This window comes from Pseudomonas sp. Ant30-3 (assembly GCF_000690905.1).
Lineage (GTDB): Bacteria > Pseudomonadota > Gammaproteobacteria > Pseudomonadales > Pseudomonadaceae > Aquipseudomonas.
The window spans coordinates 1-25156 of the sequence record NZ_JMCL01000005.1; the positions used below are offsets into that span (position 1 = coordinate 1).

Annotated in this window: 30 protein-coding genes and 1 pseudogene; 16 read left to right on the forward strand and 15 right to left on the reverse strand. The window is 59.5% G+C overall.

Going from position 1 to position 25156, the window contains the following annotated elements; genetic code table 11:
• Positions 1–174, forward strand: a pseudogene (locus DU29_RS1000000132110) (class I SAM-dependent methyltransferase); the annotation flags it as partial.
• 3 nt (positions 175–177) lie between these two features.
• On the opposite strand, the gene greB reads toward DU29_RS1000000132110, so the two are convergent.
• Genes greB through DU29_RS0100845 form a run of 3 tightly spaced genes read right to left on the reverse strand, consistent with a single transcriptional unit; the run spans position 178 to position 3897 of the window.
• Entirely contained in the window at positions 178–675 is a 498-nt protein-coding gene (greB, locus tag DU29_RS0100835) for a transcription elongation factor GreB (protein ID WP_028619975.1), read from the reverse strand.
• A 34-nt stretch (positions 676–709) separates the two neighbouring features.
• Positions 710–3214, reverse strand: a complete 2505-nt coding sequence (locus DU29_RS0100840; RefSeq protein ID WP_028619976.1) for an ABC transporter permease — start codon at positions 3212–3214, stop codon at positions 710–712.
• On the reverse strand, positions 3214–3897 hold the full coding sequence (locus DU29_RS0100845; protein WP_028619977.1) for an ABC transporter ATP-binding protein: 684 nt from the start codon (positions 3895–3897) through the stop codon (positions 3214–3216). The genes DU29_RS0100840 and DU29_RS0100845 overlap by 1 nt, the downstream gene beginning before the upstream one ends.
• Before the next feature lie 10 nt (positions 3898–3907).
• On the opposite strand from DU29_RS0100845, the gene DU29_RS0100850 reads away from it, so the two are divergent.
• From DU29_RS0100850 to DU29_RS0100860, 3 genes are all read left to right on the forward strand, one after another.
• The gene (locus DU29_RS0100850) at positions 3908–4513 is read left to right on the forward strand and encodes an arylesterase (RefSeq protein ID WP_028619978.1); all 606 of its coding nucleotides are present in this window, start codon (positions 3908–3910) and stop codon (positions 4511–4513) included.
• A 56-nt stretch (positions 4514–4569) separates the two neighbouring features.
• On the forward strand, positions 4570–4863 hold the full coding sequence (locus DU29_RS0100855) for a hypothetical protein (RefSeq protein ID WP_028619979.1): 294 nt from the start codon (positions 4570–4572) through the stop codon (positions 4861–4863).
• Between the two features lie 224 nt (positions 4864–5087).
• Positions 5088–6059 (forward strand): L,D-transpeptidase family protein, encoded by a 972-nt coding sequence (locus DU29_RS0100860; RefSeq protein ID WP_028619980.1) that lies wholly within the window; start codon positions 5088–5090, stop codon positions 6057–6059.
• Between the two features lie 124 nt (positions 6060–6183).
• Here DU29_RS0100860 and oprI read toward each other — a convergent pair whose 3' ends face one another.
• Positions 6184–6435, reverse strand: coding sequence for an outer membrane lipoprotei OprI (gene oprI, locus DU29_RS0100865; protein ID WP_003183784.1), 252 nt, complete (start codon positions 6433–6435; stop codon positions 6184–6186).
• Positions 6436–7070: 635 nt separating this feature from the next.
• Between oprI and DU29_RS0100870 the strand changes: the two genes are divergently transcribed.
• On the forward strand, positions 7071–7358 hold the full coding sequence (locus tag DU29_RS0100870; protein WP_028619981.1) for a GNAT family N-acetyltransferase: 288 nt from the start codon (positions 7071–7073) through the stop codon (positions 7356–7358).
• Positions 7359–7428: 70 nt separating this feature from the next.
• Here the strand turns inward: DU29_RS0100870 and DU29_RS0100875 are convergent, their stop codons facing one another.
• Both DU29_RS0100875 and DU29_RS0100880 read right to left on the reverse strand, forming a co-directional pair.
• Positions 7429–8505 (reverse strand): 3-deoxy-7-phosphoheptulonate synthase, encoded by a 1077-nt coding sequence (locus DU29_RS0100875; RefSeq protein WP_028619982.1) that lies wholly within the window; start codon positions 8503–8505, stop codon positions 7429–7431.
• Between the two features lie 129 nt (positions 8506–8634).
• A complete protein-coding gene (locus DU29_RS0100880) occupies positions 8635–9078 on the reverse strand; it encodes a PilZ domain-containing protein (protein ID WP_028619983.1) in 444 nt (147 codons plus the stop codon).
• Here DU29_RS0100880 and DU29_RS0100885 point away from each other — a divergent pair.
• The 5 genes from DU29_RS0100885 (at position 9077) to cysB (ending at position 13035) form a co-directional block, all read left to right on the forward strand.
• The gene (locus tag DU29_RS0100885; RefSeq protein WP_028619984.1) at positions 9077–9463 is read left to right on the forward strand and encodes a thioredoxin family protein; all 387 of its coding nucleotides are present in this window, start codon (positions 9077–9079) and stop codon (positions 9461–9463) included. The genes DU29_RS0100880 and DU29_RS0100885 overlap by 2 nt on opposite strands.
• Complete coding sequence (locus tag DU29_RS0100890; protein ID WP_028619985.1) at positions 9460–10416, forward strand: putative 2-dehydropantoate 2-reductase; 957 nt, start codon at positions 9460–9462, stop codon at positions 10414–10416. Before DU29_RS0100885 ends, DU29_RS0100890 begins: the two co-directional genes overlap by 4 nt.
• 24 nt (positions 10417–10440) lie before the next feature.
• Positions 10441–11346 carry a 5'-nucleotidase gene (locus tag DU29_RS0100895; RefSeq protein WP_028619986.1) on the forward strand — a complete coding sequence of 302 codons (906 nt, stop codon included), beginning with the start codon at positions 10441–10443 and terminating at the stop codon, positions 11344–11346.
• 94 nt (positions 11347–11440) lie between these two features.
• Positions 11441–11938, forward strand: coding sequence for a universal stress protein (locus DU29_RS0100900; RefSeq protein ID WP_028619987.1), 498 nt, complete (start codon positions 11441–11443; stop codon positions 11936–11938).
• 122 nt (positions 11939–12060) lie between these two features.
• Positions 12061–13035, forward strand: coding sequence for an HTH-type transcriptional regulator CysB (gene cysB / locus DU29_RS0100905; protein ID WP_028619988.1), 975 nt, complete (start codon positions 12061–12063; stop codon positions 13033–13035).
• Positions 13036–13042: 7 nt separating this feature from the next.
• Here cysB and DU29_RS0100910 read toward each other — a convergent pair whose 3' ends face one another.
• Together DU29_RS0100910 and DU29_RS0100915 are read right to left on the reverse strand one after the other, a co-directional pair.
• A complete protein-coding gene (locus tag DU29_RS0100910; RefSeq protein ID WP_028619989.1) occupies positions 13043–13525 on the reverse strand; it encodes a GreA/GreB family elongation factor in 483 nt (160 codons plus the stop codon).
• Between the two features lie 2 nt (positions 13526–13527).
• A complete protein-coding gene (locus DU29_RS0100915) occupies positions 13528–13935 on the reverse strand; it encodes a hypothetical protein (RefSeq protein WP_028619990.1) in 408 nt (135 codons plus the stop codon).
• 139 nt (positions 13936–14074) lie between these two features.
• Here DU29_RS0100915 and earP point away from each other — a divergent pair, with 139 nt between their 5' ends.
• Together earP and DU29_RS0100925 are read left to right on the forward strand one after the other, a co-directional pair.
• Positions 14075–15217, forward strand: a complete 1143-nt coding sequence (earP, locus tag DU29_RS0100920; RefSeq protein WP_028619991.1) for an elongation factor P maturation arginine rhamnosyltransferase EarP — start codon at positions 14075–14077, stop codon at positions 15215–15217.
• A gap of 48 nt (positions 15218–15265) precedes the next feature.
• The gene (locus tag DU29_RS0100925) at positions 15266–15835 is read left to right on the forward strand and encodes an elongation factor P (protein ID WP_028619992.1); all 570 of its coding nucleotides are present in this window, start codon (positions 15266–15268) and stop codon (positions 15833–15835) included.
• A gap of 183 nt (positions 15836–16018) precedes the next feature.
• Here DU29_RS0100925 and DU29_RS0100930 read toward each other — a convergent pair whose 3' ends face one another.
• The 4 genes from DU29_RS0100930 to DU29_RS0100945 all read right to left on the reverse strand — a co-directional run bounded on the left by DU29_RS0100930 (position 16019) and on the right by DU29_RS0100945 (position 19301).
• Positions 16019–17035, reverse strand: coding sequence for an alpha/beta hydrolase (locus DU29_RS0100930; protein ID WP_028619993.1), 1017 nt, complete (start codon positions 17033–17035; stop codon positions 16019–16021).
• 31 nt (positions 17036–17066) lie between these two features.
• The gene (locus DU29_RS0100935; RefSeq protein ID WP_028619994.1) at positions 17067–17486 is read right to left on the reverse strand and encodes an organic hydroperoxide resistance protein; all 420 of its coding nucleotides are present in this window, start codon (positions 17484–17486) and stop codon (positions 17067–17069) included.
• A 327-nt stretch (positions 17487–17813) separates the two neighbouring features.
• On the reverse strand, positions 17814–18275 hold the full coding sequence (locus DU29_RS0100940) for a MarR family winged helix-turn-helix transcriptional regulator (protein ID WP_028619995.1): 462 nt from the start codon (positions 18273–18275) through the stop codon (positions 17814–17816).
• Positions 18276–18344: 69 nt separating this feature from the next.
• A complete protein-coding gene (locus DU29_RS0100945; protein WP_028619996.1) occupies positions 18345–19301 on the reverse strand; it encodes a LysR family transcriptional regulator in 957 nt (318 codons plus the stop codon).
• 109 nt (positions 19302–19410) lie between these two features.
• Between DU29_RS0100945 and DU29_RS0100950 the strand changes: the two genes are divergently transcribed.
• Positions 19411–20160 carry a sulfite exporter TauE/SafE family protein gene (locus DU29_RS0100950; RefSeq protein WP_028619997.1) on the forward strand — a complete coding sequence of 250 codons (750 nt, stop codon included), beginning with the start codon at positions 19411–19413 and terminating at the stop codon, positions 20158–20160.
• Here DU29_RS0100950 and DU29_RS0100955 read toward each other — a convergent pair.
• Positions 20150–21004, reverse strand: a complete 855-nt coding sequence (locus DU29_RS0100955; RefSeq protein ID WP_028619998.1) for a LysR substrate-binding domain-containing protein — start codon at positions 21002–21004, stop codon at positions 20150–20152. The genes DU29_RS0100950 and DU29_RS0100955 overlap by 11 nt on opposite strands.
• 96 nt (positions 21005–21100) lie before the next feature.
• On the opposite strand from DU29_RS0100955, the gene DU29_RS0100960 reads away from it, so the two are divergent.
• Together DU29_RS0100960 and DU29_RS0100965 are read left to right on the forward strand one after the other, a co-directional pair.
• On the forward strand, positions 21101–21316 hold the full coding sequence (locus DU29_RS0100960) for a DUF1127 domain-containing protein (protein ID WP_028619999.1): 216 nt from the start codon (positions 21101–21103) through the stop codon (positions 21314–21316).
• A gap of 64 nt (positions 21317–21380) precedes the next feature.
• Positions 21381–22610, forward strand: coding sequence for a winged helix-turn-helix domain-containing protein (locus DU29_RS0100965; protein WP_028620000.1), 1230 nt, complete (start codon positions 21381–21383; stop codon positions 22608–22610).
• Positions 22611–22753: 143 nt separating this feature from the next.
• On the opposite strand, the gene DU29_RS0100970 is transcribed toward DU29_RS0100965, so the two are convergent.
• Entirely contained in the window at positions 22754–24100 is a 1347-nt protein-coding gene (locus DU29_RS0100970; RefSeq protein WP_028620001.1) for a class II 3-deoxy-7-phosphoheptulonate synthase, read from the reverse strand.
• 147 nt (positions 24101–24247) lie between these two features.
• Between DU29_RS0100970 and DU29_RS0100975 the strand changes: the two genes are divergently transcribed.
• Positions 24248–25003: a spermidine synthase gene (locus DU29_RS0100975; protein WP_028620002.1), complete on the forward strand. Its 756-nt coding sequence runs from the start codon at positions 24248–24250 to the stop codon at positions 25001–25003.
• On the opposite strand, the gene DU29_RS1000000133105 is transcribed toward DU29_RS0100975, so the two are convergent.
• A partial coding sequence (locus DU29_RS1000000133105) for a hypothetical protein (protein ID WP_236645559.1) occupies positions 24962–25156 on the reverse strand: 195 nt, incomplete at its 5' end. The genes DU29_RS0100975 and DU29_RS1000000133105 overlap by 42 nt on opposite strands.

Genomic DNA, 25156 nt, shown 5'->3' on the forward strand with positions numbered 1-25156 from the left:
GGCGGGCCTGCGGCTTTCCTGATCCAGTTTGTCGAAGACGGCGAATCACTGGCACGTTTTGCCAGCGACAGTTTCGATCTGGCGGTGATTCAATCACCCAATCTGGAGGACGCGGCAGAAGTCATCAAGCAACTGACACGCGTCGCTCGACAAGGGCTGATCACCCGCCGCTGAGGCTTACGGGTAGTCGATCGCCACGATATACACGCACTGCTCGCCGGTCGGCGTCTGAACGCGGACTTCGGCGTCCAGCGCCTTGCCTATCAGCGCGCGGGCCAGCGGTGAGTCGATGCTGATGAGGCCTTGTTTCAAGTCCAGTTCATCGGGGCCGACGATGCGATAGCGCGATTGTTTGCCGTCCTCGTCTTCAATCGTGACCCAGGCGCCGAAGTAGACCTTGTTCGGATCGCTGGGCTTTTCGCTGACAACCTTCAACGCCTCCAGCCGCTTGGTCAGGAAGCGCACGCGACTGTCGATCTCGCGCAGCATCTTCTTGCCATAGGTGTATTCCGCGTTCTCCGAACGATCGCCCTGAGCCGCGGCCTCGCTGACCGACTGCGTAACCTGCGGTCGGCGCACGTGCCAGAGCTCGTGGAACTCGGCCCGCATCCGCGCTTCACCTTCAGGGGTGATCAGCGCGGTGCCGGCGGTGCGGGGAGGGCGATAGCGGCTCATGGCGACTTCTTGTGGTTGAGAAGGCTGGAGTCTATCAACCCTCGCGCAGCACTGTCAGGGGGCTGGCGTTCAAAGCGCGTCTTGTGCCGAACACACCGGCGCCGCCGATCAGGATCGCGCCAATCACCGGCAGTACCAACAACCACGGGTGCGGATGCCACGGCAGGTCAAAGGCGTAGCGGTACAGCACCAGGCTCACCAGTTCCGAACCCAGCGCCGCCAGCAGGCCGCTGACTGCGCCAAGCAAACCGAACTCGATTCGCCGGGCCTTGACCAGCAACTGCCGCTCAGCACCCAGCGCTCGCAGCAGCGCGCCCTGGCGGATGCGTTCGTCCAGCGTCGCTTGCAGCCCGGAGAACAGCACCGCCATCCCGGCAGCCAAGACAAACAACAACACGTATTCCACAGCCAGGGTGACTTGGGCGAGGATGCTGCGCAGCTGTTCCAGCAACGCCTCGACACCCAGAATGGTCACGGCCGGAAAGCTGCGCGACAGATCGACGATTTGTTGGTCGTGACCGGCCGCCAGATAGAAACTCGTCAAATAAGTCGCTGGCAAATCCTTCAAGGTGCCGGGCTGGAAAATCATGAAGAAGTTCGGCTGGAAATTGTCCCAGTTGATGTCCCGCAAGCTGGTGACTTTGGCTTCGCGATTGACCCCGCCGACGGTGAACACCATGTGATCGCCGAGCTTGAGCTTGAGGCTTTCGGCAACCTTGCCTTCCACCGACACGCCTGGGATTTCATCCGGCGGCTGCTCGGGCCACCAGTTGCCGGCCGTGAGTTTGTTACCCGCAGGCATATCCGCGGCCCACGTCAGGCTCAGGTCGCGCTGGATCGCTCGATCGCCGGCGGAATCCTTGCTGACGATTTCCTGCACCGGCTCGCCGTTGATGCTGATCAGCCGCCCGGGCACCACCGGGTAGAGCGGTGCCGAGTGCGCCGACAGTTCGATCAGACGGTCGGTGAATGCCTGTTTGTCCGCCGGCAGAATGTTCAGCGCGAAATAGTTGGGTGCATTCTTCGGCAATTGATTTTGCCAAGTGTCCAGCAGCTCGCCGCGCAGCAGAGCGATCAGCGCCATCGACAGCAGGATCAAACCAAAGGCCAGCGACTGGCCCGCCGCCGCCAAGGGATGTCGCAGCAGTTGGCCCAGGCCGAGGCGCCAGGGTAACGAAGCGCGCGCGAGCATTCGGCGCAAGCTCTTCAACAGCAACAACAGCAAACCGCCCAGTACCAACGCGGCAATCACGCCGCCGCCGAGCAGGGCGAAGGTCAGGACCAGATCGAGGCTCAGGCGCCACATGATCAGGCCGAGTGCGCCCAGCGCTGCGCCGTAGACCATCCAGGTGCTGGACGGAATTGGCAGCATGTCGCGGCGCAATACGCGTAGCGGTGGCACACGACCGAGTGCGGCGAGTGGCGGCAAAGCAAATCCGGCAAGCGCCACCAGCCCGGTGCCGATCCCGGCGATGGCAGGGAACAGGCCGCCCGGTGGCACGTCGGTTGGCAACAGATCATGCAGCAGCGCAAACAGGCCGAGTTGCGCCAGCCAGCCGATCACGGCGCCGCTGATGCTCGCGAGCAGCCCCAGCACCGTCAATTGCAGACTGAACAGCAGCAGGGTTTCCCGCCGCGACAAACCCAGGCAGCGCATCAAGGCACTGGCATCGAATCGTCGTGTGGCAAAGCGCGTCGCCGACAATGCCACCGCCACGCCGGACAGCAAAACAGCCACCAGACTGGCCATGTTCAAGTAACGTTCGGCTTTGCCCAGCGCGCCGCCGATTTGGCGGTTACCGTCGCGGGCATCCTGAATTCGTTGATTCGGTGCCAGGCCGGGAGTGATGGATTGGCGATAGGTTTCCAGCGTCTCGGCTTTGCCGCGCCACAGTTCGCGATAGCTGACGCGACTACCCGGTTGTACCACGCCTGTCGCTTGCAGGTCGCTGAGGTTGATCAGCACGCGTGGCGTCAGGCTGTAGAAATTGCCCGCGCGGTCGGGTTCATAGGTCAACACGCGCGCCAGTTTCAGGCTGCGCATGCCGACGTCGATGCTGTCGCCGATTTTCAGATCCAGCGCAGTGAGCAGTCGAGCTTCGACCCACGCTTCACCGGGTTCTGGCCCGCCGCCGACTTCTTCCGGCGCGAAGGGCGCCGGGGCACTTTTCAGTTCGCCGCGCAGGGGGTAGACGTCGTCCGCCGCTTTGATGCTCGACAACTGAATGCCGTTATCGGTGGCAATGACGCTGGAAAATTCCACGACCTGCGCGTGCTCGAGCCCCAGTGCGGTGCCGCTACTGATCTGTTCCGGTCGCGCCGGCGAGCTGCCTTCAAGGAGCAGGTCGGCGCCGAGGAATTCGGTGGCGCGCAGCATCATGGCGCCGTTCAGCCGAGCGCCGAAATAACCGATCGCGGTACTCGCGGCCACGGCGACCAGCAGGGCGAAAAACAACACGCGCAACTCACCGGCGCGGGCATCGCGCAGCAATTGGCGGATGGCGATACTGAACAGGCGCAACAGCGGCAGGCGTGCCATCAAGGCTCCAGAGGGGCGACCAGCAGGCCGGCTTCAAGGCGGATCAGGCGCCGGCAGCGATGTGCCAGGCGTTCGTCGTGGGTGACCAGCACCAGGGTCGTGCCGCGCTCTTTGTTCAATTCGAACAGAAGATCGCTGATGCGCTCGCCGGTGTGGCTGTCGAGGTTGCCGGTGGGTTCATCGGCAAACAGTACGTCCGGTTCGGCCGCAAACGCCCGGGCAATCGCAACGCGCTGTTGTTCGCCGCCGGAGAGCTGGCGCGGCGAGTGAGTCAGGCGCTGGCCAAGGCCTACCCGTTGCAGCAATTGGGTGGCGCGTTCGCGGGCATCCTTGCGACCGTCCAGTTCCAGCGGCAGCATGACGTTTTCCAGGGCATTGAGACTGTCGAGCAATTGAAATGACTGAAACACGAAACCCACGTGTTCGGCGCGAATGCGTGCGCGCTGGTCTTCGTCGAGATTGCTCAGTGCCTGGCCGGCGAGGGTGACTTCGCCGCTGCTCGGCAGGTCGAGTCCGGCGAGCAGGCCGAGGAGGGTGGATTTGCCGGAACCGGACGCGCCGACGATAGCCAGGCTATCGCCCTTGTTCAGTTCCAGGCTGAGTTCGTGCAGGATAGTCAGTTCACCTTCCGCGCTGGGAACCACTTTGCTGAGGTTCTTCGCGGTGAGAATGCTTGCGCCCATGGAGAATCCGATGCGAGTGTGGTTTTTGAGTGCTGGCCTGGCCTTGATGTGCATGGCCCAGAACGCAGCGGCGGGTACAGTCCTGATCGTTGGCGATAGTATCAGCGCCGGTTTCGGCCTGGATACCCGCTTGGGGTGGGTGTCATTGCTTGAGCAGCGGCTCAAGCGCGAAGGTTTCGACGATAAGGTGGTCAATGCGTCCATCAGCGGCGACACCAGTGCCGGAGGTCAGGCGCGCCTGCCCGCGCTGCTTGCAGAGCATAAGCCGGAACTGGTGATCCTCGAGTTGGGGGGCAACGATGGCTTGCGCGGGATGCTCCCGACGCAATTGCAACAAAACCTTGCAGCGATGATCGACAGCTCCCGCGCCAGTGGTGCCAAGGTGTTATTGCTCGGTATGCAGCTTCCGCCTAATTATGGCGCGCGCTACACCAAGGCTTTTGCCGAGGTCTATCCCTCGTTGGCGGAGCAGAAAAAAGTCCCGCTTGTGCCGTTTTTTCTCGAAGGGGTGGGTGGGCATCCGGACCTGATGCAGGCCGATGGCTTGCACCCGGCTGCGGGGGCTCAGGACAAGTTGCTGGAAAATGTCTGGCCGGCACTGAAACCGCTGCTTTGACGCTTTTCTAGTGGCGACGTTTCGGCTAAGGTGGCGCCCCCGATTTGGAGCCCCCGATGCCGCGTCCCGCCTGGTCCCTTTTTGCCTACCAACTGATCGAGCCTGACGAGCAGCTGGACCTGTTCGCCTGTCAGGAAGTGCGGGTGCATCTGGTGACGCGTCAACTCGAGCTCGGCGGCTCAGCGGATCGCACATTGTGTGGCAGCCTGTTGCCGGCTCAGCCGCGCTGGTCCACCGTTGATCGCCGGGTGTTTCAGGATCAGCGCCTGTGTTCTCTGTGCCGGGCCATCCTCGAGTCGCAAAAACGCGGCACATCGCCGATCTGGCCTGAGCTGCGTTTCGAGCTCTAAATCGCCATCGCGAGCAGGCTCGCTCCCACATTCAGTGGTGGCGAGCACAAACGCCACGTACGGCACTAACCTATGTGGGAGCGCGAAGAGGCCGGCACGGCCAGCCACTTTTCTGGCGCAAACCACCTTGCATCGCCTGCCACGCCCCAGCTTCCCCGAAATAACGGACGTCAGTGTACAATCGCGTTTTTATACCCTTGTCGATCATGCGAAGGATTTTCCGGATGTTGCCGCGTTTTCCTGCCGTCACCCGCTGCCTGACACTTGCCGCCCTGTGCGTGGCAGGTCCTGCTGCAGCATTGGAGCTGCCCCTGCCGCCACCCGGTGAAGACATCATCGGCCAGGTGCAGGTGATCAAGGCCAAGTACGAAGACACATTTGCCGACCTTGGCACAACCTACGATCTGGGCTATTCGGAAATGGTCGCGGCCAACCCGGGTGTCGATCCGTGGTTGCCGGGCGCCGGCACCGAGATCGTGCTGCCGACGCGCTTCATTCTGCCGCCGGGGCCGCGTGAAGGGATCGTCATCAACCTGGCCGAATACCGCCTCTATTACTTCCCCAAGGGCCGGGACGTGGTTTACACCTTCCCGCTGGGCATCGGTCGTGAAGGCTGGGGGTCGCCGATTGCGCACACCAGCATCATTCGCAAGACACCGAACCCGACCTGGACGCCACCTGTGTCGATCAAGGCCGAACACGCCGCAGATGGTGATCCGCTGCCAAACGTGGTGCCAGCCGGCCCGGACAACCCGCTGGGGCCGTTCAAGTTCACCTTGGGCACGCCGGGTTACCTGATCCACGGATCGAACAAGAAATTCGGCATCGGCATGCGCACCAGCCACGGCTGCTTCCGCATGTTCAACAACAACGTGCTGGAAATGGCCGATATGGTCCCCGTCGGTACATCGGTGCGTATCATCAGCGATCCTTACAAGTTCGGTGTAAGCGGCGGCAAGGTTTACCTCGAAGCGCACACGCCGCTGGACGACAAGGGCAATCCTTCAGTGGTCGACAAACACACTGCGGTGATCAACGCCATGCTCAAGCGTGAAGACATCACCAACAACCTGCGCATGAACTGGGATGTGGTGCGGGACGTGGTGGCTGCTGAAGATGGCTTGCCGGTCGAGATCGGCGTACCAAGCGCTTCGGCGCCGATGGTATCGAGTGCACCGCTCGACCCATTGCAGTAACGCTCGAAAAAAACCCGCCGAGGCTGACTGCTTCGGCGGGTTTTTTATTGCCTGCAGCGAACGTCAGGCAATAAAAAAGCCGACCCAGAAAATGGGTCGGCTTGATAACAATCCCGAAGGACTATTACTTGCGGCTAGCTTTTTCCAGCATGCGCAGAGCACGCTCGTTAGCTTCGTCAGCAGTCTGTTGTGCTTTTTGAGCAGCAGCCAGAGCTTCATCAGCTTTACGGTAAGCTTCGTCTGCACGAGCCTGGGAGCGAGCTGCTGCGTCTTCGGTAGCAGTCAGACGTGCTTCGGTTTCTTTCGATGCGCTGCTGCAACCGGTAGCCAGAACTGCGGCCAGAGCCAGAGCAGAGAATTTCAGAACGTTGTTCATCGTGTTCCCCTTCAAGGACTTTCTATTAAGTAGCTGTCTCCTCAGAGTGAGGAAATAGCCGGCGTACATACTACCCATTACTTGTAGTAAGTAAACTGACGTGAAGCAAGAAGCCAAAAAAATTGTAGGCGTTGATTCTTTTTCGAGCAACTTTTAACTGCACGGTCTAACAAATATCCAGCTACAACCCCCGTACAGAGCGAGTTTGCCAGAGAAAGTTCCGCGCTCATGCGACTGTTTTGCAGTCTTCTCTAAAGTCCGCGTATATGCGTTCGTCTACACTTTTGTACGGATTTTGCGTAGCGCCTCTCATAATCTTTATCCATGTTGAGGTGACTTTAAAAGGGCATGCACGTCTTAAGTCTCAACATCCGGCAATGTTCAGGCTGTCGACCTGTAAAGAGCATCGGTCGCGCCGCCTCTACGTAACCCGGAGCAGCACCCGTTGACCTGCGCGATGACGAGCGTACCTTGAGCAAAACCGCCAATGGTGCCTACTATTTCATATGTGCCCGGTTGTGCGAGATGTGCAGCTTTTTCGGTGTCCATTCAGGCACTGGGTGGCGTAGATGTTCCTTCGCCGGAAAAACATCGGTAAGGTAGGGGTCAGAATTCAAGACCCGCGAGGAGTAGTGATGAGCGAGGCGTTGTCCATCCAACATGACCAGGCTGGTCATCAGTTCGAGACCACTGTGGACGGTCATCGTGCCTACCTGACCTACATGGATCTGGGAAAACAGACTCTGGATATCTATCGCACGTTTGTGCCCAACGCGCTGCGTGGTCGCGGCATCGCTGCAGCCCTCACCGAGAAGGCCCTGCAGTACGCCGATGAAATGGGCTACACCGTGATTCCATCGTGCTCTTACGTTGAGCGGTACATGGAGCGTCACCAGCGTCATGCTGCAAAGCTGAGCCAGTAATCAGCTGCTGAAAGCGAACATAAAAAAACGCCGGGTCAAGCCCGGCGTTTTTGTGTGCAGCGAACAGTAATCAGGCGCGAGTACGTTTCGGCAACACGTCCTTGAGCTTGGCATGCATGCTGCGCAATGTGTTTTCGGTGGCGGACCAATCAATGCAGGCATCCGTGACTGACACGCCATATTGCAGGTCGGCGAGGTCTTTCGGAATGGCCTGGCAACCCCAGTTCAAATGACTCTCGACCATCAGGCCAATGATCGACTGGTTGCCCTCAAGGATCTGGTTGGCGACGTTTTCCATCACCAGCGGTTGCAGGGCCGGGTCCTTGTTGGAGTTGGCGTGGCTGCAATCGACCATGATGTTCGGTTTGATCTTCGCCTTGTTCAGCGCTTGCTCACACAACGCGACACTCACCGAATCATAATTGGGCTTGCCGTTGCCACCGCGCAATACCACGTGACCGTAAGCATTGCCCTTGGTGGTGACGATCGACACGCCACCTTCCTGGTTGATGCCGAGGAAACGGTGCGGGCTTGAAACCGACTGCAGCGCATTGATCGCTACGGTCAGGCCGCCGTCAGTACCGTTCTTGAAGCCGACCGCCGAAGACAGGCCGGAAGCCATTTCACGGTGAGTCTGGGATTCGGTGGTGCGCGCGCCGATGGCCGACCAGCTGATCAGGTCCTGCAAATATTGCGGGGAGATCGGGTCCAATGCTTCGGTCGCGGTTGGCAGGCCCATTTCGGCCAGGTCCAACAGCAACTGACGACCGATGTGCAGACCGTCCTGAATCTTGAACGAGTCGTCCAGGTACGGATCGTTGATCAAGCCCTTCCAGCCAACGGTGGTGCGTGGCTTCTCGAAATACACGCGCATGACCAGATACAAGGTATCGGACACTTCCGCAGCAAGCACCTTCAGGCGCTCGGCGTATTCGTGGGCAGCCTTGATGTCGTGGATCGAGCAGGGCCCGATGACAACGAACAGGCGGTGGTCGGTGCCATCAAGAATGTTGCGAATGACCTCACGACCCTTGGTGACGGTGCGCAGGGCGGCGTCGCTCAGGGGGATGTCACGCTTGAGCTGATCAGGAGTAATCAGCGTCTCGTTGGAAGCGACGTTTAGGTCGTTGATCGGTAAATCAGCCATCGTTTACTCGTCAGGTCACGGGTGCCGGCCGCCAGCGAACCCGCGCGGCGGAGCACAGCAAATTTAAGCGCGTCGGGGTGCCGAACCTTAGCGCGTTACACCGTGGCTCGACAATGGGCAGACACGGGTTTAATCCAGCACAGGCTGTGCAAAAGCCTTGCGAACCGTGTCATGGGAGAACTCGTCGGCGTGCTCGCGGACCCATTCGAGGGCGAGGGCCTGGATATCCTGCAGATCGTTGTGCGTGTCGTGCATGCGGCAATAATGTTCGATCTGGCAGACCTGTTCGCCCATTCGCGCGCTGAACAGGGTCTGTTCATCAACAAAAGCGATGCCCACCAGATAGCCGCGCTTGCGGCGCAGGCACCAGGCAACATAGCCGGGATAGCGCGCGTCGGGATTCAACGTCGGCATGCGCACTTCCAATGCAGTCCCGTGCCGCCATGCACGGTGGTAATTGCAAGCCATGCCCCCGAGGCTGATAGTGTGCAGCCGTTGCCTGGAAATACACTCGGGTGTGAGCAACGTGAGTTCAACAGGCACATCGTCAGGATGAGGAATGAAACGTCCCATGAACACGGACTCCCTGTGTCGGCCATCTGACATTATTTCCCCCAGTATAGTGGTCGAATTGGAATTGACTGATTTCGACGCCGACCAACGGCTGCTGGCGATGAGTGGTGTTTCGCTGGTGATTTTCACCAGCGTGGGCTGCGCCAGTTGTCGCTACGCACGTGCACAACTGCCGGGATTCGAACTGAATGTCGACCAAGTGTGCTGGATTGATGCCGGGGACAACGGCGGGGTGGTCGAGCGTTATCGGGTTTTTCATTTGCCCGCGCTCTATGTCGTGCGCGATGGTGAATTTTTTGGAGCAGTGCAATCGCTTTTGACTGCCACCGAGCTTAATGAAGCGGTGCGTCAGGCGTTGCTCGGAACAGCGGAGGAGTTGCCATGACGGGTGCAATTGCCAGGCCGAGAGTCGCAATCATCGGCACCGGTGCAATCGGTGGTTTTTACGGGGTGATGCTGGCGCGTGCCGGTTTCGATGTGCATTTTTTGTTGCGCAGCGAATTTTCCGCGGTGGCCGAACGCGGGCTGCACGTTGACAGTGCCGTGCACGGTGCGCTGACATTGAACCCGGTGCAGGCTTACTCTTCGGCGCAAGACATGCCGCCCTGCGACTGGCTGCTGGTCGGCGCAAAAACCACCAGCAATGCTGACCTCGCTCCGGCGCTGATTGCGGCGGCGGCGCCGAACGCCAAGGTGTTGCTGCTGCAAAATGGTCTGGACGTCGAAGACAGCCTCCGCCCGTTGCTGCCCGATTCGCTGCACATCCTTGGCGGGCTATGCCTCGTCTGCGTCCATCGCACCGAACCGGGCGCGATCACCCATCAGGCGCTGGGCACGGTCAATGTCGGCTACCACAGTGGCCCGGCCGCAGACGAACCGGCGCGCATGGCAATAGTCGAAGAGGGCGCGGGGTTGTTCCGCAGCGCCGGCATCGAATCCCAGGCCATGCCGAATCTGCACCAGGCGCGCTGGCAAAAACTGGTCTGGAATATTCCCTACAACGGACTTTCCGTACTACTTGGCGCGGGCACCACGCAGTTGATGGCCGATGCCGACAGTCGCGAACTGATCAAGGCGCTGATGGCGGAAGTGGTGCTGGGCGCCGAAGCCTGCGGTCACACTATGCCGGCAGGTTGCGCCGATTATCTGTTCACGATGACCGAAAAACTGCCGGATTACTGGCCAAGCATGTACCACGATTTCCTGCACAAGCGCCCGCTGGAACTGGCGGCGATCTACGCGAGGCCGTTGGCAGCAGCCAAAGCGGCAGGCTGCGAATTGCCGCGAATCGAAGCGCTGTATCGTGGTCTGAGTTTTATTGATCGACGTAATACCTGAGTCGATCAAAACGAGGGGAGAGGCATGGCAAAGACGATTGACGACAAACTGGTGCTGGCGATTTCTTCGAGCGCTTTGTTCGATCTCGGCGAAAGCCACAAGGTGTACCTGACGAGTGGCGTCGAGGCGTATCGGCAATATCAGATCGAGCACGAAGACGAAATCCTCGAGCCCGGCGATGCATTTCCGCTGGTGGAGAAACTCCTTAACCTCAATAACAGTCTGGGTCGCGCCCGGGTCGAAGTGATTCTGGTCTCGCGCAACAGTGCCGATACCGGGCTGCGGGTGTTCAATTCGATCCACCATTACGGCCTGGCGATTTCCCGCGCCGCATTCGTCGGCGGACGCAGTCCTTATCCGTACCTCAAAGCGTTCGGCTGCGACCTGTTTCTCTCCACCCACGCTCAAGATGTGCGCAGTGCGCTGGATGCCGGATTCGCGGCGGCAACGATTCTGTCGGGCGGCGCGAGTCGCGCCGCAAGTGATGAATTGCGTATCGCCTTCGACGGTGATGCGGTGCTGTTTTCCGACGAGTCGGAGCGGGTCTACCAGGCCAGCGGTCTTGAAGCTTTTCAGGCCAGCGAGCGTGAATCCGCGCGCGAGCCATTGCGCGGCGGGCCCTTCAAAGGCTTTTTGGCGGCGCTCAACCTGTTGCAGCGCGAGTTCCCGGATGACGCGTGTCCGATTCGCACGGCGTTAGTCACGGCGCGCTCTGCACCGTCCCATGAGCGGGTGATTCGCACGTTGCGTGAATGGGATATTCGTCTGGATGAATCTTTATTTCTGGGTGGCCTGACCAAGTCGGCGTTTCTTGAAGCCTTTGCCGCCGACGTGTTTTTCGACGACCAAGCCGGCCATTGCGAGCTGGCGCGCGAGGTAGTGGCCACCGGTCATGTGCCACACGGCATCAGCAACGAGCAGAAAGTTTAAGCCTGTGCTTCAACGCGTTACGCGGGCCGTCGTACTCGCCAAGGCACTGCTAAGCTGAATCAATCTCCGCCATGTAGGCACTCGAGGAGGTCATATGATTCGGTCGATGCTGTATGCCACTGACCTCGGCCTGTATGCGCCATTGGTGATGCAGCACGCTTTGACGCTGGCCCGGACATTCAACGCCGACCTGTATGTGGTGCACGCGGTCGAGCCCATGGGGTTGTTTGCGGAATCCGTTTTGCAGAGCTATCTCGATGAGCAGGCGCTCAACGATTTTCACCGGGAGGGGCTGAGCACGGTCATCGCCAGCATCGAGCAGCGGGTACTCGACAGTTTTCGCGAAGAGTTCGGTGAGGAAGACGAGCTGGAGCGGATTCGGGCAGTGCGAGTGCTGCAGGGCGATCCGTCGCAGGTGATTCTCGACCAGGTACAGAAACTCTCTGTTGACCTGCTGATCGTAGGGAGTCACAGCCACGGGACGGGCGCGGAAACCCCTTTGGGCAGAACAGCGGCGAGGGTATTGCAACTGGCCCGGGTGCCAGTCTACCTGGTGCCACTGGTGGAGCGTCGACGGCAAGGGGATCGTTGATCGCCGGGCTCGCAAAATAGTAGCGTTCTGATAAAAAGTTCTAGATTTATTCTTCAAACCATTAATATAGTTATATACCGTCGCTGATGCCCGTGGCGTCTACCTTGCTTTGAGGGATTCATATGAAGCTTCAACAACTGCGCTACATCTGGGAAGTGGCGCACCACGACCTCAACGTCTCCGCTACCGCCCAGAGCCTTTACACCTCTCAGCCGGGCATCAGCAAGCAGATCCGTCTGCTGGAAGACGAATTGGGCGTCGAGGTTTTTGCTCGCAGCGGCAAGCACCTGACCCGCGTCACCCCGGCCGGCGAACGCATCATCACCACCGCCGGCGAGATTCTGCGCAAGGTAGAAAGCATCAAGCAGATCGCTCAGGAGTTCTCCAACGAGAAAAAGGGCACTTTGTCGATCGCGACAACGCACACCCAGGCCCGTTACGCCCTGCCGCCGGTGATCAGCAATTTCATCAAGCAATACCCGGACGTTGCCCTGCACATGCATCAGGGTTCACCGATGCAGATCGCTGAAATGGCCGCTGACGGCACCGTCGATTTCGCCATTGCCACCGAAGCGCTCGAACTGTTCGGTGATCTGGTGATGATGCCGTGCTATCGCTGGAACCGCTGCGTGGTTGTGCCGCAGGGCCATCCGCTGACCAAGGTGTCAAAGCTGACGCTGGAAGCCTTGGCCGAATACCCGATCGTGACCTACGTGTTCGGGTTCACCGGCCGTTCCAAACTCGACGAAGCCTTCAGCCATCGCGGCTTGACCCCTAAAGTGGTGTTCACCGCTGCCGATGCCGACGTGATCAAGACTTACGTGCGCCTGGGTCTGGGCGTGGGTATCGTGGCGAAAATGGCAGTCGATACCAAACTGGATAACGACCTGGTGGTACTCGACGCCAGTGAATTGTTCGAATCCAGCGTGACTAAAATCGGCTTCCGCCGCGGCACCTTCCTGCGCGGTTTCATGTGCGATTTCATCGAGAAATTCGCGCCGCACCTCACGCGCGAAGTCATGGCCAAAGCCATTCAATGTCATAACAAGCAGGAACTGGAAGAGCTGTTCGCCGGCGTCGAACTGCCGGTTCATTGATCTCGGCTTAAATGACCTCGGTAACAGCAAACTGTTGCCGAGCGCCCGCCACCAGAATGTCTACTTCATCCCCCTCGAACTTGCCCAGCAGGCTTTTGCCCAGCGGTGAGCGAGGCGTTATGACAATAATCAGCTGTCCAACCAGATCGACCTTCAAGCCTGCCGCGTCGGGGGCGAGAAACAGCCACTGTTCGCGACCGTTGTCATCTTCGAGACCCAGCAGGGCGCCGACTTCTATGCCACGCTTTTCGTCATACGCGCGCAGGGGCAAATTCTGACACAGGGTCAGTGACTGGCGAATTTCCTCAACGCGCCGGGCTTGGCCGGCGGCGAGGTACGACGCTTCGAGCCCCAAGGTGTCGTACTTGTTTTCGGCAATGTTTTCTTCGTGCGTTGCGGTTTCGTAAGCGGTTTGCGCAGCACGTTCGGCGATGTCGAGATCGATGCGCAGCTTGTCGATGATCAGTTGGTGGACAGCGTGCTTATTCATGTTCAGTCGCAGAACTGCAAGACGTTGGCGCGGCTTTTCTCGCTCGGCGCGTTCTGGTCCTGTTGCAGCCAGAACTGACACTTGGCGTTCGACAGATTGCGCTTGCTGCTGCGGGCCTGTTCGACCATTTGCTGTTGCTCGTTGTTGCGCAGGTTCTCCTGATATTGCTCGAACATCGGCGTTTGCGCTTCGGCTTCCGGCGCAGGTTGCGCTACAGGCGGGTTGGCCAGTTGCTGCACGGCCTGAGCCACTGGCGCCAGTTGCTCACTGAACAAGAGGCGTGAGGCAAGCCAGCAGGTCAGGGCAATCGCCAGGAACCCCAGCCATAAACCGAGGGCAATGCTGCCGGTCAATTGCAGCGTACTGAGCTGCACCGGCATGCGGCGACGGGGGTGGGAACGGTAGGGCATGGCTGCCTCCTGGCGGATGATCGCGGGCGAGTGGCGATTGTCGCATGAAGATTAATCGCCGTCGGCTCTTCTGTGCGAAGCCATTTATGCGGACAATCGGAATGTGGACAATCGGCGCCTTTGCCAACGGGAGCCTGGAATGCCTGAACTGAACACCCGCTGGGATATTTTTTGCACCGTGGTGGATAACTTCGGCGACATCGGCGTGACCTGGCGCCTGGCCCGGCAACTGGTGGCCGAGCACTCGGTGGCGGTGCGTTTATGGGTGGATGACTTGCGTGCTTTCGAGCGACTTTGCCCGCAGATCGACATCGGTCTGAGCCAGCAATGGCAGGAAGGTGTCGAGGTGCGTCACTGGCCAGAAGAATGGCCAGCCGCCGACGCTGCCGATGTGGTGATTGCCGCGTTTGCCTGCCAATTGCCCGGCGCCTACATGGATGCCATGGCGCAGCGGCAACAACCACCGCTATGGATGAATCTCGATTATTTAAGTGCTGAAAGCTGGGTGGTCGGCTGCCACGGCTTGCCTTCAGTGAAATATCAGAATGTGCAGAAGTTTTTCTTCTTCCCGGGTTTTCAGCCGGGTACGGGCGGTTTGCTGCGGGAAAAGAATCTGCTGGAACGGCGTCGGCAATTTCAGCAAGACGCCGAGGCGCAGCGAAATTTCCTGCAAAGTCTCGGCATCAATCGTGCTCAGGGCGCGCAGCTGATATCGCTGTTCGCCTACGAGAATAAAGGCCTGGCCAGTTGGCTCGACACCATGGCCAGCGATTCCACGCCTACGCACCTGCTGGTCCCGGAAGGTCGGATTGTCGCGGATGTCGAGGGTTGGCTCGGATTGAAATACCTGCAGGCCGGCGCGATCCATGTGCGAAATGCCCTGACCGTGCAAATCCTGCCGTTTGTCCGGCAGGACCAATACGACAGGTTGCTCTGGAGCTGCGATTTCAACGCGGTGCGTGGCGAAGATTCATTTGTCCGCGCGCAATGGGCGGGCCGACCGCTGCTCTGGCACATCTATCGGCAGGATGAAGACATTCACCTCGACAAGCTTGAAGCCTTCATCGAGCTCTACACAAAGGGCCTGACCGACCCCGCACGCGAAGCGATGAGCGGTCTATGGCGCGCATGGAATGCCGATGAAGCAATGGCCGACCACTGGCAGTCGATGCGCAAACACTGGCCGGAACTGCAGGAACACGCCGAGGCGTGGTGTCTGGAACAGGGCTTGCAGGCGGATCTTGCCGCGGCGCTGGTACAGTTTTATGTAAATTGGATATGATACGCGGCCTAGATTTTTGTAAATCCCATCCAAATTCGGATATTCGCAATGAAAACTGGTAAAGAACTGAAACCCGGTACCGTGATCCGTCTCGAAAACGATCCTTGGCTGGTTCAGAAAGCTGAATTCACCAAGTCTGGTCGTAACAGCGCGATCATGAAGACCAAGCTGAAAAACCTGCTGACCGGTTACAAGACCGAGATCGTTTACAGCGCTGACGACAAACTGGACGACGTGATCCTCGACCGCAAAGAAGCGACCCTGTCCTTCATCAGCGGCGACACTTACACGTTCATGGACACCACTGACTACACCATGTACGAGCTGAACGCTGAAGACATCGAAGCCGTTCTGCCTTTCGTTGAAGAAGGCATGACCGATGTTTGCGAAGCGATCTTCTTCGAAGAGCGTCTGGTTTCCGTAGAGCTGCCGACCACTATCGTGCGCGTAGTTGACTACACCGAAGGTTCCGCTCGCGGTGACACTTCCGGCAAGGTAATGAAGCCTGCCAAGCTGAGCAACGGTACAGAGCTGCAAGTTGCTGACTTCATCGAAATCGGTGACAAAATCGAAATCGATACCCGCGAAGGCGGTTCCTACAAAGGCCGTGCCAAATAAGCACAGCTTCAGGAATGAAAGAGCCCGACCATTGAGTCGGGCTTTTTTGTGTGTGTAGTTTCAGATTCAACGGCCAACACTGTGGGAGCGAGCCTGCTCGCGAAGGCGATTTAAGCTTCAACGTTTGTGTCGACTGATACACCGCCATCGCGAGCAGGCTCGCTCCCACCATTGGATCATGCGTTATTTCTTCAGGTGTTGTTTCAATTCCTCGGACGCCTGCAGCATCGCCGAACGCACCGCAGGCACCTGACTCACCACGTTCAACAAACCGTAATCGTGAATCATGCCGTTGTAGCGCACCGCGGTAACCGGCACACCCGCTTCATCGAGTTTGCGAGCATAGGCTTCACCTTCGTCGCGCAGCACATCCGCACTGGCGGTCTGTACCAGCGCTGGGGGCAGGCCCTTGAGTTGCGCGGTGGTCGCTCGCAGTGGCGAAGCATAGATCTCGTTACGCTGCTTGGCGTCGGTGGTGTAGTTGTCCCAGAACCACTTCATCATGTTTCGGGTGAGGAAGTGCCCCTCGGCAAACTGCTGGTAAGACGCCGTGTCAAAATTTGCATCGGTCACTGGCCACAGCAACACCTGGAATTTGATAGCCGGCGTGCCCTTGTCTTTGGCCATCAGCGCAACGACTGCCGCCATGTTGCCGCCGACGCTGTTACCGGCCACGGCCAATCGTTTGCCGTCGACGTTGATTTCCTTGCCGTGCTCGGCCACCCATTTCGTCGCGGCGTAAGCCTGGTTGATGGCTACGGGGTAATGCGCTTCCGGCGAAGGGGTGTAGTTGACGAACACCGCCGCCGCGCCCGAACCGACCACCAGATCGCGAACCAGCCGCTCGTGGGTCGGGAAATCTCCCAGCACCCAACCGCCGCCGTGGAAAAACATGAACACCGGCAGCTCGCCTTTGACTCCGGCCGGCCGGACGATAGTCAGGCTGAGCGGTTGGCCATTGACCTGGATGGTTTTCTCGCTGACATCGGCTTTTGGCAGCGTCAGTTTCACCCCGGCCTGCGCACCCACCAGGACAGCGCGGGCCTCGTTCGGGGTGAGCTGTTCAATCGGTTTGCCGGTGCCGGCATTCAACACATCGAGGAACGCCTGGGTGTTGTGTTCAACGCCGTCGCCCGCAATCGCGCTGTGGATGGACAGGGCGAGGAGGGTACCGGTCAAGACTTTGCTGAAAGTGTTCATGTGGGTTTCCTGTTCGGCCTTGGTTCAGGGATCAGACAGTGACGTGCAGGCGCACATCGACGTTGCCACGGGTGGCGTTGGAGTACGGGCAAACCTGGTGAGCGGCGTCGACCAGCGACTGCGCGTCGGCTTGTTCAAGACCTGGCAGGCTGATGTGCAGATCGATGTCCAGACCAAAACCGCCGGGGATCTGACCGATGCCGACATGGGCCGTGATCGCGGCGTCGTTCGGGATGCTGCGTTTGGTCTGGCTGGCAACGAATTTCAGCGCGCCGATGAAGCAGGCCGAGTAACCGGCAGCGAACAGTTGTTCCGGGTTGGTTGCTGCGCCACCGGCACCACCGAGTTCTTTCGGGGTGGCGAGTTTGACGTCGAGGATGTTGTCGCTGGAAACCGCACGACCGTCACGGCCGCCAGTGGAGGTTGCGATTGCGGTGTAGAGAGTTTGCATGGTGTCAGCCTCGTTCTATCTGAGTTTTTTCGCGCTAAATGTTTGCGCGCTAAGTAAGTGCGAGATGAATGTATCGCGCAAATATTTAGCGCGCAAGATAAATTTTGGAAATTCTTCCGTCAGCGAAATGGCGTAAAAGCGAATTCCGGTGAAATTACTGAGCTAGAGCGATCGAGGGGGCAGGGTGACGTGCGAATTATTTTTTAAACGACTCGGGTTGTAGGAGCAAGCTTGCTCGCGATGGCAGTGTGTCAGTCAGCAAAAAAGGTGAATGACGTACCGCTATCGCGAGCAAGCTTGCTCCTACGGATTAATGTTGTTTGGGAATTAGAGGCTGTCTTGCAAATGGCTGCGCAATGCTTGCAGCTCGGCCTGAAGGTTCTGCAGCCGTTCCAGCGACATTCCGCTGGCACCGAGGATGCACTGCGGAATGCCGCGAGCCTTGTCACGCAGCGCGCGGCCCTGTTCGGTCAGTTCAACGATCACCACACGCTCATCCTCACGGCTGCGCGTACGGCTCAGCAATCCTTCCACTTCCAGGCGTTTCAGCAAGGGCGTCAGCGAGCCCGGGTCAGTCAACAGCCGTGTGCTGATTTCTCCCACGGTCAAACCGTCCTGTTCCCACAACACCATCATCGCCAGGTACTGCGGATATGTCAGTCCCAGAGCCTGCAGCAGCGGCTTGTAGACCTTGGTCATCAGCAGCGAAGTCGAGTGCAGGGCGAAGCAGGCCTGATTGTCCAGCAGCAGGTCGTCGCAGTTATCCGGGGTGTTGCGCTTGGTCGTCATTTCAAAGCCTTGATCAGTGATCGTCATGAATCTAGCGGGCGAATCTTTAATGCGCCAGATAATTCTGACCTAGTGCCGGTCCAGCGTGGTTTTCAGCGCAAGGTCCCACGGTGGCGCCGGGCTGAAGCGGGTTTTCAGGTATTCGAGCAGCAAGCGGCTGCGCGAGTTGGGTTGCTGTTCCAGACGTAGTGCGTAAATCCCGGTGGTCTCTGCGGGCGGCAAACCTTTTTCGCAAAACAGCGGCAGCAGTTCGCCCCTCAGCAGGCATTCGCTGGTCAGCCAGGTGGGTAAATGGGCGATTCCCAGCCCGGCCAACGCACCGCACAGCAACGCTTCGGCATTGTTAGCGCTCATGCGGATACGGCCAGGGCGATGCAAGTGCATCTGTCCGTCGCGTTCGAACCGCCAGGCGAACGGTGGAGCGAGGCCATCCCAATCGAGGCCATCGTGCTCCGTCAATTGCGCCGGATCGCTCGGCACCCCGCGCCGCTGCAGGTAATCGGGACTGGCGCAGGCAACGCGCACCATGCTCGCCAAGGGCGTCGCCACCAGCCGGGTGTCGGCCATTTGCCCGGCGCGCAGCACCAGATCGACCTTGCCCAGATTCAAGCCCTGCATGTCGACAAAGCTCTCGATCAGATGCAACTGCACGTCGAGGCCGGGATAAAGCATCAAGAAATCGGCGATCACTGGCGCCAGGTGCCGTCGCCCGAAACCAGCTGGTGCATCCAGCCGGATCAGGCCCTCCGGCGCACTGCTCAACGACACTGCTTCGGCACGGGCGAGCTGCAACTCGGCGACGATCCGCCGTGCCCGCTCGGCGAATGCCAGCCCGGCCGGCGTGGCGCGCACGGCGTGGGTGCTGCGGATGAACAATTGGCTGCCGACGGCGTTTTCCAGACTATCGATACGTCGCGCTACGGCTGAGGGTGTCATAGGATGGCGCCGGGAAGCGGCGGAAAAGCTGCCGGTCTCCAGTACGTCGAGAAACAGGCCTAACTGGTCGGTTAGCTGATTGGGATTCATGGTGTCATGTGCTTGTGCGAGATTGGCATAGCCATTGTGCGTTGCTATGCGTTTCCGCACCAGACTCGACTGCGTAGCATGGGAAGCCTGCTAACGAAGGGAACAAGTCGTGATCGAGCTTTTGATGTATCTGGTATTTGGCGCCGCCCTGGGAACCCTCGGCGGACTATTTGGCATCGGCGGCGGTTTGATTGCCATTCCGTTGCTGGGCGTTTTGTTCGGCCTTGATCAGCAAATAGCCCAAGGCACCGCATTGGTGATGGTCGTACCAAACGTGATGCTGGCGCTGTGGCGTTATCACCAGCGCAACAAGATCGAACTGCGCAACGCCTTGCCGCTGGCGTTGACGGGGTTCATTTTCGCCTGGCTAGGTTCGATCTGGGCAGTGGGCATTGATGCGCAAACCATGCGAGCGGGATTCGTCGCGTTCCTGGTCGTGCTGTCGGCTTACAACCTGGTGCGGATGTTCACCGGCAACGCACCGGCTTCTGCGCAAATGCGTTATTCATGGCCATGGCTGGGCGCGCTCGGCGCGGCATCCGGAATCATGGGCGGGTTGTTCGGCGTAGGTGCGGCAGTGGTCGCGACGCCGGTGCTCACCAGTGTTTTTGGCATGACTCAGGTGGTGGCCCAAGGCTTGTCGCTGGCACTGGCATTGCCAAGTACAGGCGTCACGCTCGTCACCTATGCAGCGCATCATCAGGTTGACTGGATGATTGGCTTGCCTCTGGCTGTCGGCGGTCTGTTGAGTATCAGTTGGGGTGTGAAAATCGCCCACGCTCTGCCGGAGCGGCTGTTGCGTGGGCTGTTCTGCGGTTTTCTGGTGCTGTGCGCGGTGATGCTCGCCTTTAAAGTTTGAAGCCTTCAACGATGTGCTCGGCCAGGCATTCGGTGATCGGCGAAGGATTGTGCAGGTTACGCAGCAACATGATGCTGGCCTCTGGCAATATCGGCAGGTCCTCAGCCTCGCCGAGAATGCGCAAGTCCGGCGTGATCAGGCTTTCCAGCTGCGCGGTAACCGCCAGCCCGGCACTGACCACCGCCATGATTGCCGACAGGCTGGAGCTGTTGTAGGCCACGCGGTAGTCGCGGCCCATCGCGTCCAGCGCGTTGCATGCCCATAGCCGGCAGAAGCAGTCGCTGTTGAACATCGCCAGCGGCAACGGCGTCTGTTCGTGGGCACTGAAGCACTGCGCTTCGGCCCAGACAAACCGCTCCTTGCGCAACAACTGGCCGATCTCGTTGCCCGGCTCGCGAGTGACGATCGACAGGTCGAGGTCCTGACGCAGCAGCAATTGTTTTGATGATTCGCAATGCACTTCGATCTGGATCAGCGGATAGGACTGGGCAAACCGCCGCAAAATCCCTGGCAGAAAACGCATCACGTAATCGTCCGGCGTCCCGATGCGGACGGTGCCAACCATGTGCGGCTCGCGCAGTGTGTTGAACACCTCGCTGTGCAATTTGAGAATGCGCCGCGCGTACCCCAGCAGCACCTGACCTTCGGCCGTCAGGCGCACCTGACGCCCGTCGCGCTGGAACAACTGGCGCTGCAACACATCCTCTTCCAGCCGTTTCATCTGCATGCTCACGGCAGATTGCGTGCGGTTGACCAACTCGCCGGCGCGGGTGAAACCACCTTGGTCGGCGATGGCGACAAAGGTGCGCAGCACGTCGGTGTCGATACTCGGGTAGGCGGACATGCATCAATCTCCGAGATGTGTTGCATCAGAAACATTCGTTGGATTGATCTTAAGCCCGGCGCGACACTTGAGCCATCCCAAACGGAGGGCAACAAGATGAAAGGTCAAAAAGGTTATGTCGAAGTAGAGAAACATTCCGTCCACGTCGTGTCGGCTCTGCTGCACAAGATCAGCCGCTGGTACGAATTGCACCGTGAACGCGAGCTGCTGGCGAGCATGAGCGATGAAGCGCTGAAGGACATCGGAATCAGTCGGGCGGACGTCGAACATGAAGCCATCCGCCCATTCTGGGATGACCCGATGCACAAATGAATCATCCATCACTACACACACCGTCTCCCGTTGAGGTAGGTTGCGAGCAGACAAGGAGATGCTCATGCCCGCAACACTGTCCTTATCCCTTAAACAGGCTCGGCGTCTGGCGCTGGCTGCCCAAGGATTCCACGGGCGCCAGCCGCCAGCGACGATCAAAGCGCTTCAGCTCAATCGCCTGATCGAACGACTGGGCATTCTGCAGATCGATTCGGTCAACGCGTTGGTGCGGTCGCACTACCTTCCCTTGTTTTCTCGCCTCGGTAATTATTCGCCCGACCTGCTCGACCAGGCCGCCTGGAGTTCGGGCCGACGACGCACGCTGTTCGAATATTGGGGCCATGAAGCGTCGTTGCTGCCGCTGTCGATGTACCCGTTGATGCGCTGGCGCATGCAACGTGCGGCGCGTGGTGAAGGGCTCTATCAGCAACTGGCGAGGTTCGGTCGGGAGCAGCAGGACACGATCCGCCGGGTGCTGGCCTCGGTCGAGCAACTCGGCGCGCTGGGTGCCGGCAGCCTGTCGACGCGGCAGGAGCGGGCCGGACCGTGGTGGGACTGGAGCGCCGAGAAGCATGCCCTCGAGTGGTTGTTCGCCGCCGGTGAAGTCAGCGTCGCTGGGCGGCGCGGGTTCGAGCGTCTTTATGATTTGCCGGAGCGGGTGATTCCGGCAGCGACACTTCAGCAGCCGCTGCTCACTGAGGCCGAGGCACAGCGCGGGCTGTTGCAGCATGCGGCCAGCGCCTTGGGTGTCGCGACGGATAAAGACCTGCGTGATTACTTCCGTCTCAACCCTGGCGATTCGCGTCTGCGCCTGGCGGAATTGGTGGAGGCGGGCGCGTTGCAGGTGTGCGAAGTGCAGGGCTGGCGGCAACCGGCTTATTGCCAGCCCGAGCCCACGTTGCCGCGCAAGGTTGAAGCGAGCGCGTTGTTGTCGCCGTTTGATTCGCTGATCTGGGAGCGCAGTCGCACCGAGCGTTTATTCGATTTTCGTTATCGGCTGGAGATTTACACGCCTCAGGCGAAGCGCATTTACGGCTATTACGTATTGCCGTTTTTGCACAATGAGCGGATTGCCGCGCGGGTCGATTTACGCGCTGAGCGGGCGCTTGGGCGATTGGCGGTGCATGCGGTGCACGAGGAAGAGCCGGGGCTGGATGACGCGGGAATGCTGGCGCTGGCGATGAATTTGCAGAGGATGGCGGATTGGCTAGGGCTTGAGCGGGTGCAGTTGAATTGTCAGCGGGTGAGTGCGGGGCGGTTACGGGTGGCGTTGGCTCAAATCGGTGTCGACTGATCTGGCTTCATCGCCAGCAGGCTGGCTCCCACAGTGGAACTGCGCCGAACACAAAATTCATATAGAGGCTAGCTCCGCACCAGGTCTGTGGCGAACACAAAACCATGTGGGAGCTAGCCTGCTAGCGATAGGTGCGACGCGGTCTAACGGCGGACTTGCTTCAAGGTCTCGGCTATCAAAAACGCCAGCTCCAGCGACTGATCGGCATTCATGCGCGGGTCGCAATGGGTGTGGTAGCGATCCGACAACCCGTCCTCGGTAATGGGCCGCGCCCCGCCAATGCACTCGGTCACATTCTGCCCGGTCATCTCGATATGGATGCCTCCGGCGTAGGTGCCTTCCGCCTGATGGACCTGGAAGAACTGTTTCACCTCGCCAAGGATTTGCGCAAAATCACGAGTCTTGTAGCCGCTGCTGGCCTTGATGGTGTTGCCGTGCATCGGGTCGGAGCTCCACAGCACCTGCTTGCCTTCACGCTGGACCGCGCGAATCAGTTGCGGCAGATGATCGCCGACCTTATTGGCACCCATCCGCGCGATCAGGTTCAAGCGACCGGGATCGTTGTCCGGGTTGAGCACATCAATCAGCCGAATCAGGTCTTCGGGGTTCATGCTCGGGCCGACTTTCACCCCGATCGGGTTGTTCACCCCGCGCAGGAATTCAACGTGCGCGCCATCGAGCTGGCGGGTACGGTCGCCGATCCACAACATGTGCGCCGAGCAATCGTAATAATCGTTGGTCAGGCTGTCGCGGCGTACGAAGGCTTCTTCGTAGTTCAGCAGCAACGCTTCGTGGGCGGTGAAAAAACTGGTCTCACGCAACTGCGGTGAGCTGTCCATGCCGCAGGCGCGCATGAAGGCCAGGGTTTCATCGATGCGATCAGCCAGGTGACTGTATTTTTCCGCCAGCGCCGAGTTGGCGATGAAGTCCAGGTTCCACTTGTGCACCTGATGCAGGTCGGCAAAACCGCCCTGGGCAAAAGCGCGCAGCAGGTTCAGGGTCGCGGTCGACTGGTGATAGGACTGCAGCAGACGTTCCGGGTCCGGCACGCGGCTTTTTTCGTCGAAACCGATGCCATTGACGATGTCGCCGCGGTAGGCGGGCAAGGTCACGCCGTCGATGGTTTCGTCATTGGCCGAGCGCGGTTTGGCAAACTGCCCGGCCATACGTCCGACCTTGACCACCGGGCAACCGGCGGCGAAGGTCATGACGATCGCCATCTGCAGCAGCACTTTGAAGGTGTCGCGGATCTTCGCGGCGGAGAATTCCGCGAAGCTCTCGGCGCAATCACCGCCCTGCAACAGAAACGCACGGCCCTGGGTCACCTCGGCAAACTGGCGGCGCAACTCCCGCGCTTCACCGGCAAACACCAGTGGCGGATAACTGGCCAGGGTTTGCTCGACGTGCGACAAATGCGCGGCGTCGGGGTATTGAGGTTGTTGCTGGATCGGCAGGGCGCGCCAGCTGTCAGGGCTCCACGGTTGGCTCATCTTGGTCTCGGTTGTTTTACGCTCGGGCGCTCATGTTATCAGCAATTAGTGCGTGACCCGCTGCCGTCGCTTCGCCGACAATCGCGCCTTTGCCGCTGCATGTTGCGGTGTGTCGCGTTGCCCGAGCGGTGACGATCAGGAGACCCAATGACTGAGGAGCGCGTCGAGCATTTGCTCGCCGAGGTACAAGACGAGTTCGGTGTGATTCGCGTGCTGGAAGTGGCCGATTACCGTTTTCTCGAGTTCGGTGATGCCATCGAACAGAGCTGTGTGTTCACCGCCGACCCGAGCTGGCTCGAATACGATTACACCCGTGCAATGCTGATCGGCGCGTTGTGCCACGAGCAGCCGGAAAGCGCATTGTTTCTGGGTCTCGGCGCGGGCACGTTGACGCAGGCTTGCCTGAAGTTTTTGCCGCTGGAAGATGTCGAAGCCATCGAATTGCGGCCCGACGTACCGCGTCTGGCAATCGAGTATCTCGGGCTGGATGACGACCCACGGCTGTATATCCGCGTGGGCGATGCGCTGGAATTGCTGGATACCGCCGAGCCGGCCGACCTGATTTTCGTCGACCTTTACACCGACGTCGGCCCGGGTGTCGGCCATCTGGCCTGGAGCTTTCTCGAGAACTGTCAGAAACGCCTGAATCCCGGCGGCTGGCTGGTGATCAATCAATGGGCGACCGATGACGGAAAACCGCTGGGGGCGGCGCTGTTTCGTGGTTTGTATCATCGCCACTATTGGGAATTGCCGGTGAAAGAGGGCAATGTGATTCTGATCGTGCCGTCGGAGCTGGATCAGGAATTGGACCTCGACGGTTTGATGACCCGGGCCGAAGGGCTTGCACCGCGGTTGGGGTATTCATTGCAGTCGTTGATCAAGGCGATTCGCCCGGCGACTTGATGCGGCGAGGTCCTGTGGCGAGGGAGCTTGCTCCCGCTTGGCCAGGCTGGCGCTCCAGTGCGCAGCATTCACAAAATGTGCATTGGTTGCGAAGATTTTTGGGGCCGCTTCGCCCGGACGCGGATCGGCCCGGCGGGAGCAAGCTCCCTCGCC

Excerpts from the sequence above, each read along its gene's own strand:
- greB (WP_028619975.1), bottom strand. The coding sequence starts at position 675 with ATGAGCCGCTATCGCCCTCCCCGCACCGCCGGCACCGCGCTGATCACC.
- DU29_RS0100840 (WP_028619976.1), bottom strand. The coding sequence starts at position 3,214 with ATGGCACGCCTGCCGCTGTTGCGCCTGTTCAGTATCGCCATCCGCCAA.
- DU29_RS0100845 (WP_028619977.1), bottom strand. The coding sequence starts at position 3,897 with ATGGGCGCAAGCATTCTCACCGCGAAGAACCTCAGCAAAGTGGTTCCC.
- DU29_RS0100850 (WP_028619978.1), top strand. The coding sequence starts at position 3,908 with ATGCGAGTGTGGTTTTTGAGTGCTGGCCTGGCCTTGATGTGCATGGCC.
- DU29_RS0100855 (WP_028619979.1), top strand. The coding sequence starts at position 4,570 with ATGCCGCGTCCCGCCTGGTCCCTTTTTGCCTACCAACTGATCGAGCCT.
- DU29_RS0100860 (WP_028619980.1), top strand. The coding sequence starts at position 5,088 with ATGTTGCCGCGTTTTCCTGCCGTCACCCGCTGCCTGACACTTGCCGCC.
- oprI (WP_003183784.1), bottom strand. The coding sequence starts at position 6,435 with ATGAACAACGTTCTGAAATTCTCTGCTCTGGCTCTGGCCGCAGTTCTG.
- DU29_RS0100870 (WP_028619981.1), top strand. The coding sequence starts at position 7,071 with ATGAGCGAGGCGTTGTCCATCCAACATGACCAGGCTGGTCATCAGTTC.
- DU29_RS0100875 (WP_028619982.1), bottom strand. The coding sequence starts at position 8,505 with ATGGCTGATTTACCGATCAACGACCTAAACGTCGCTTCCAACGAGACG.
- DU29_RS0100885 (WP_028619984.1), top strand. The coding sequence starts at position 9,077 with ATGAACACGGACTCCCTGTGTCGGCCATCTGACATTATTTCCCCCAGT.
- DU29_RS0100880 (WP_028619983.1), bottom strand. The coding sequence starts at position 9,078 with ATGGGACGTTTCATTCCTCATCCTGACGATGTGCCTGTTGAACTCACG.
- DU29_RS0100890 (WP_028619985.1), top strand. The coding sequence starts at position 9,460 with ATGACGGGTGCAATTGCCAGGCCGAGAGTCGCAATCATCGGCACCGGT.
- DU29_RS0100895 (WP_028619986.1), top strand. The coding sequence starts at position 10,441 with ATGGCAAAGACGATTGACGACAAACTGGTGCTGGCGATTTCTTCGAGC.
- DU29_RS0100900 (WP_028619987.1), top strand. The coding sequence starts at position 11,441 with ATGATTCGGTCGATGCTGTATGCCACTGACCTCGGCCTGTATGCGCCA.
- cysB (WP_028619988.1), top strand. The coding sequence starts at position 12,061 with ATGAAGCTTCAACAACTGCGCTACATCTGGGAAGTGGCGCACCACGAC.
- DU29_RS0100910 (WP_028619989.1), bottom strand. The coding sequence starts at position 13,525 with ATGAATAAGCACGCTGTCCACCAACTGATCATCGACAAGCTGCGCATC.
- DU29_RS0100915 (WP_028619990.1), bottom strand. The coding sequence starts at position 13,935 with ATGCCCTACCGTTCCCACCCCCGTCGCCGCATGCCGGTGCAGCTCAGT.
- earP (WP_028619991.1), top strand. The coding sequence starts at position 14,075 with ATGCCTGAACTGAACACCCGCTGGGATATTTTTTGCACCGTGGTGGAT.
- DU29_RS0100925 (WP_028619992.1), top strand. The coding sequence starts at position 15,266 with ATGAAAACTGGTAAAGAACTGAAACCCGGTACCGTGATCCGTCTCGAA.
- DU29_RS0100930 (WP_028619993.1), bottom strand. The coding sequence starts at position 17,035 with ATGAACACTTTCAGCAAAGTCTTGACCGGTACCCTCCTCGCCCTGTCC.
- DU29_RS0100935 (WP_028619994.1), bottom strand. The coding sequence starts at position 17,486 with ATGCAAACTCTCTACACCGCAATCGCAACCTCCACTGGCGGCCGTGAC.
- DU29_RS0100940 (WP_028619995.1), bottom strand. The coding sequence starts at position 18,275 with ATGACGACCAAGCGCAACACCCCGGATAACTGCGACGACCTGCTGCTG.
- DU29_RS0100945 (WP_028619996.1), bottom strand. The coding sequence starts at position 19,301 with ATGAATCCCAATCAGCTAACCGACCAGTTAGGCCTGTTTCTCGACGTA.
- DU29_RS0100955 (WP_028619998.1), bottom strand. The coding sequence starts at position 21,004 with ATGTCCGCCTACCCGAGTATCGACACCGACGTGCTGCGCACCTTTGTC.
- DU29_RS0100960 (WP_028619999.1), top strand. The coding sequence starts at position 21,101 with ATGAAAGGTCAAAAAGGTTATGTCGAAGTAGAGAAACATTCCGTCCAC.
- DU29_RS0100965 (WP_028620000.1), top strand. The coding sequence starts at position 21,381 with ATGCCCGCAACACTGTCCTTATCCCTTAAACAGGCTCGGCGTCTGGCG.
- DU29_RS0100970 (WP_028620001.1), bottom strand. The coding sequence starts at position 24,100 with ATGAGCCAACCGTGGAGCCCTGACAGCTGGCGCGCCCTGCCGATCCAG.
- DU29_RS0100975 (WP_028620002.1), top strand. The coding sequence starts at position 24,248 with ATGACTGAGGAGCGCGTCGAGCATTTGCTCGCCGAGGTACAAGACGAG.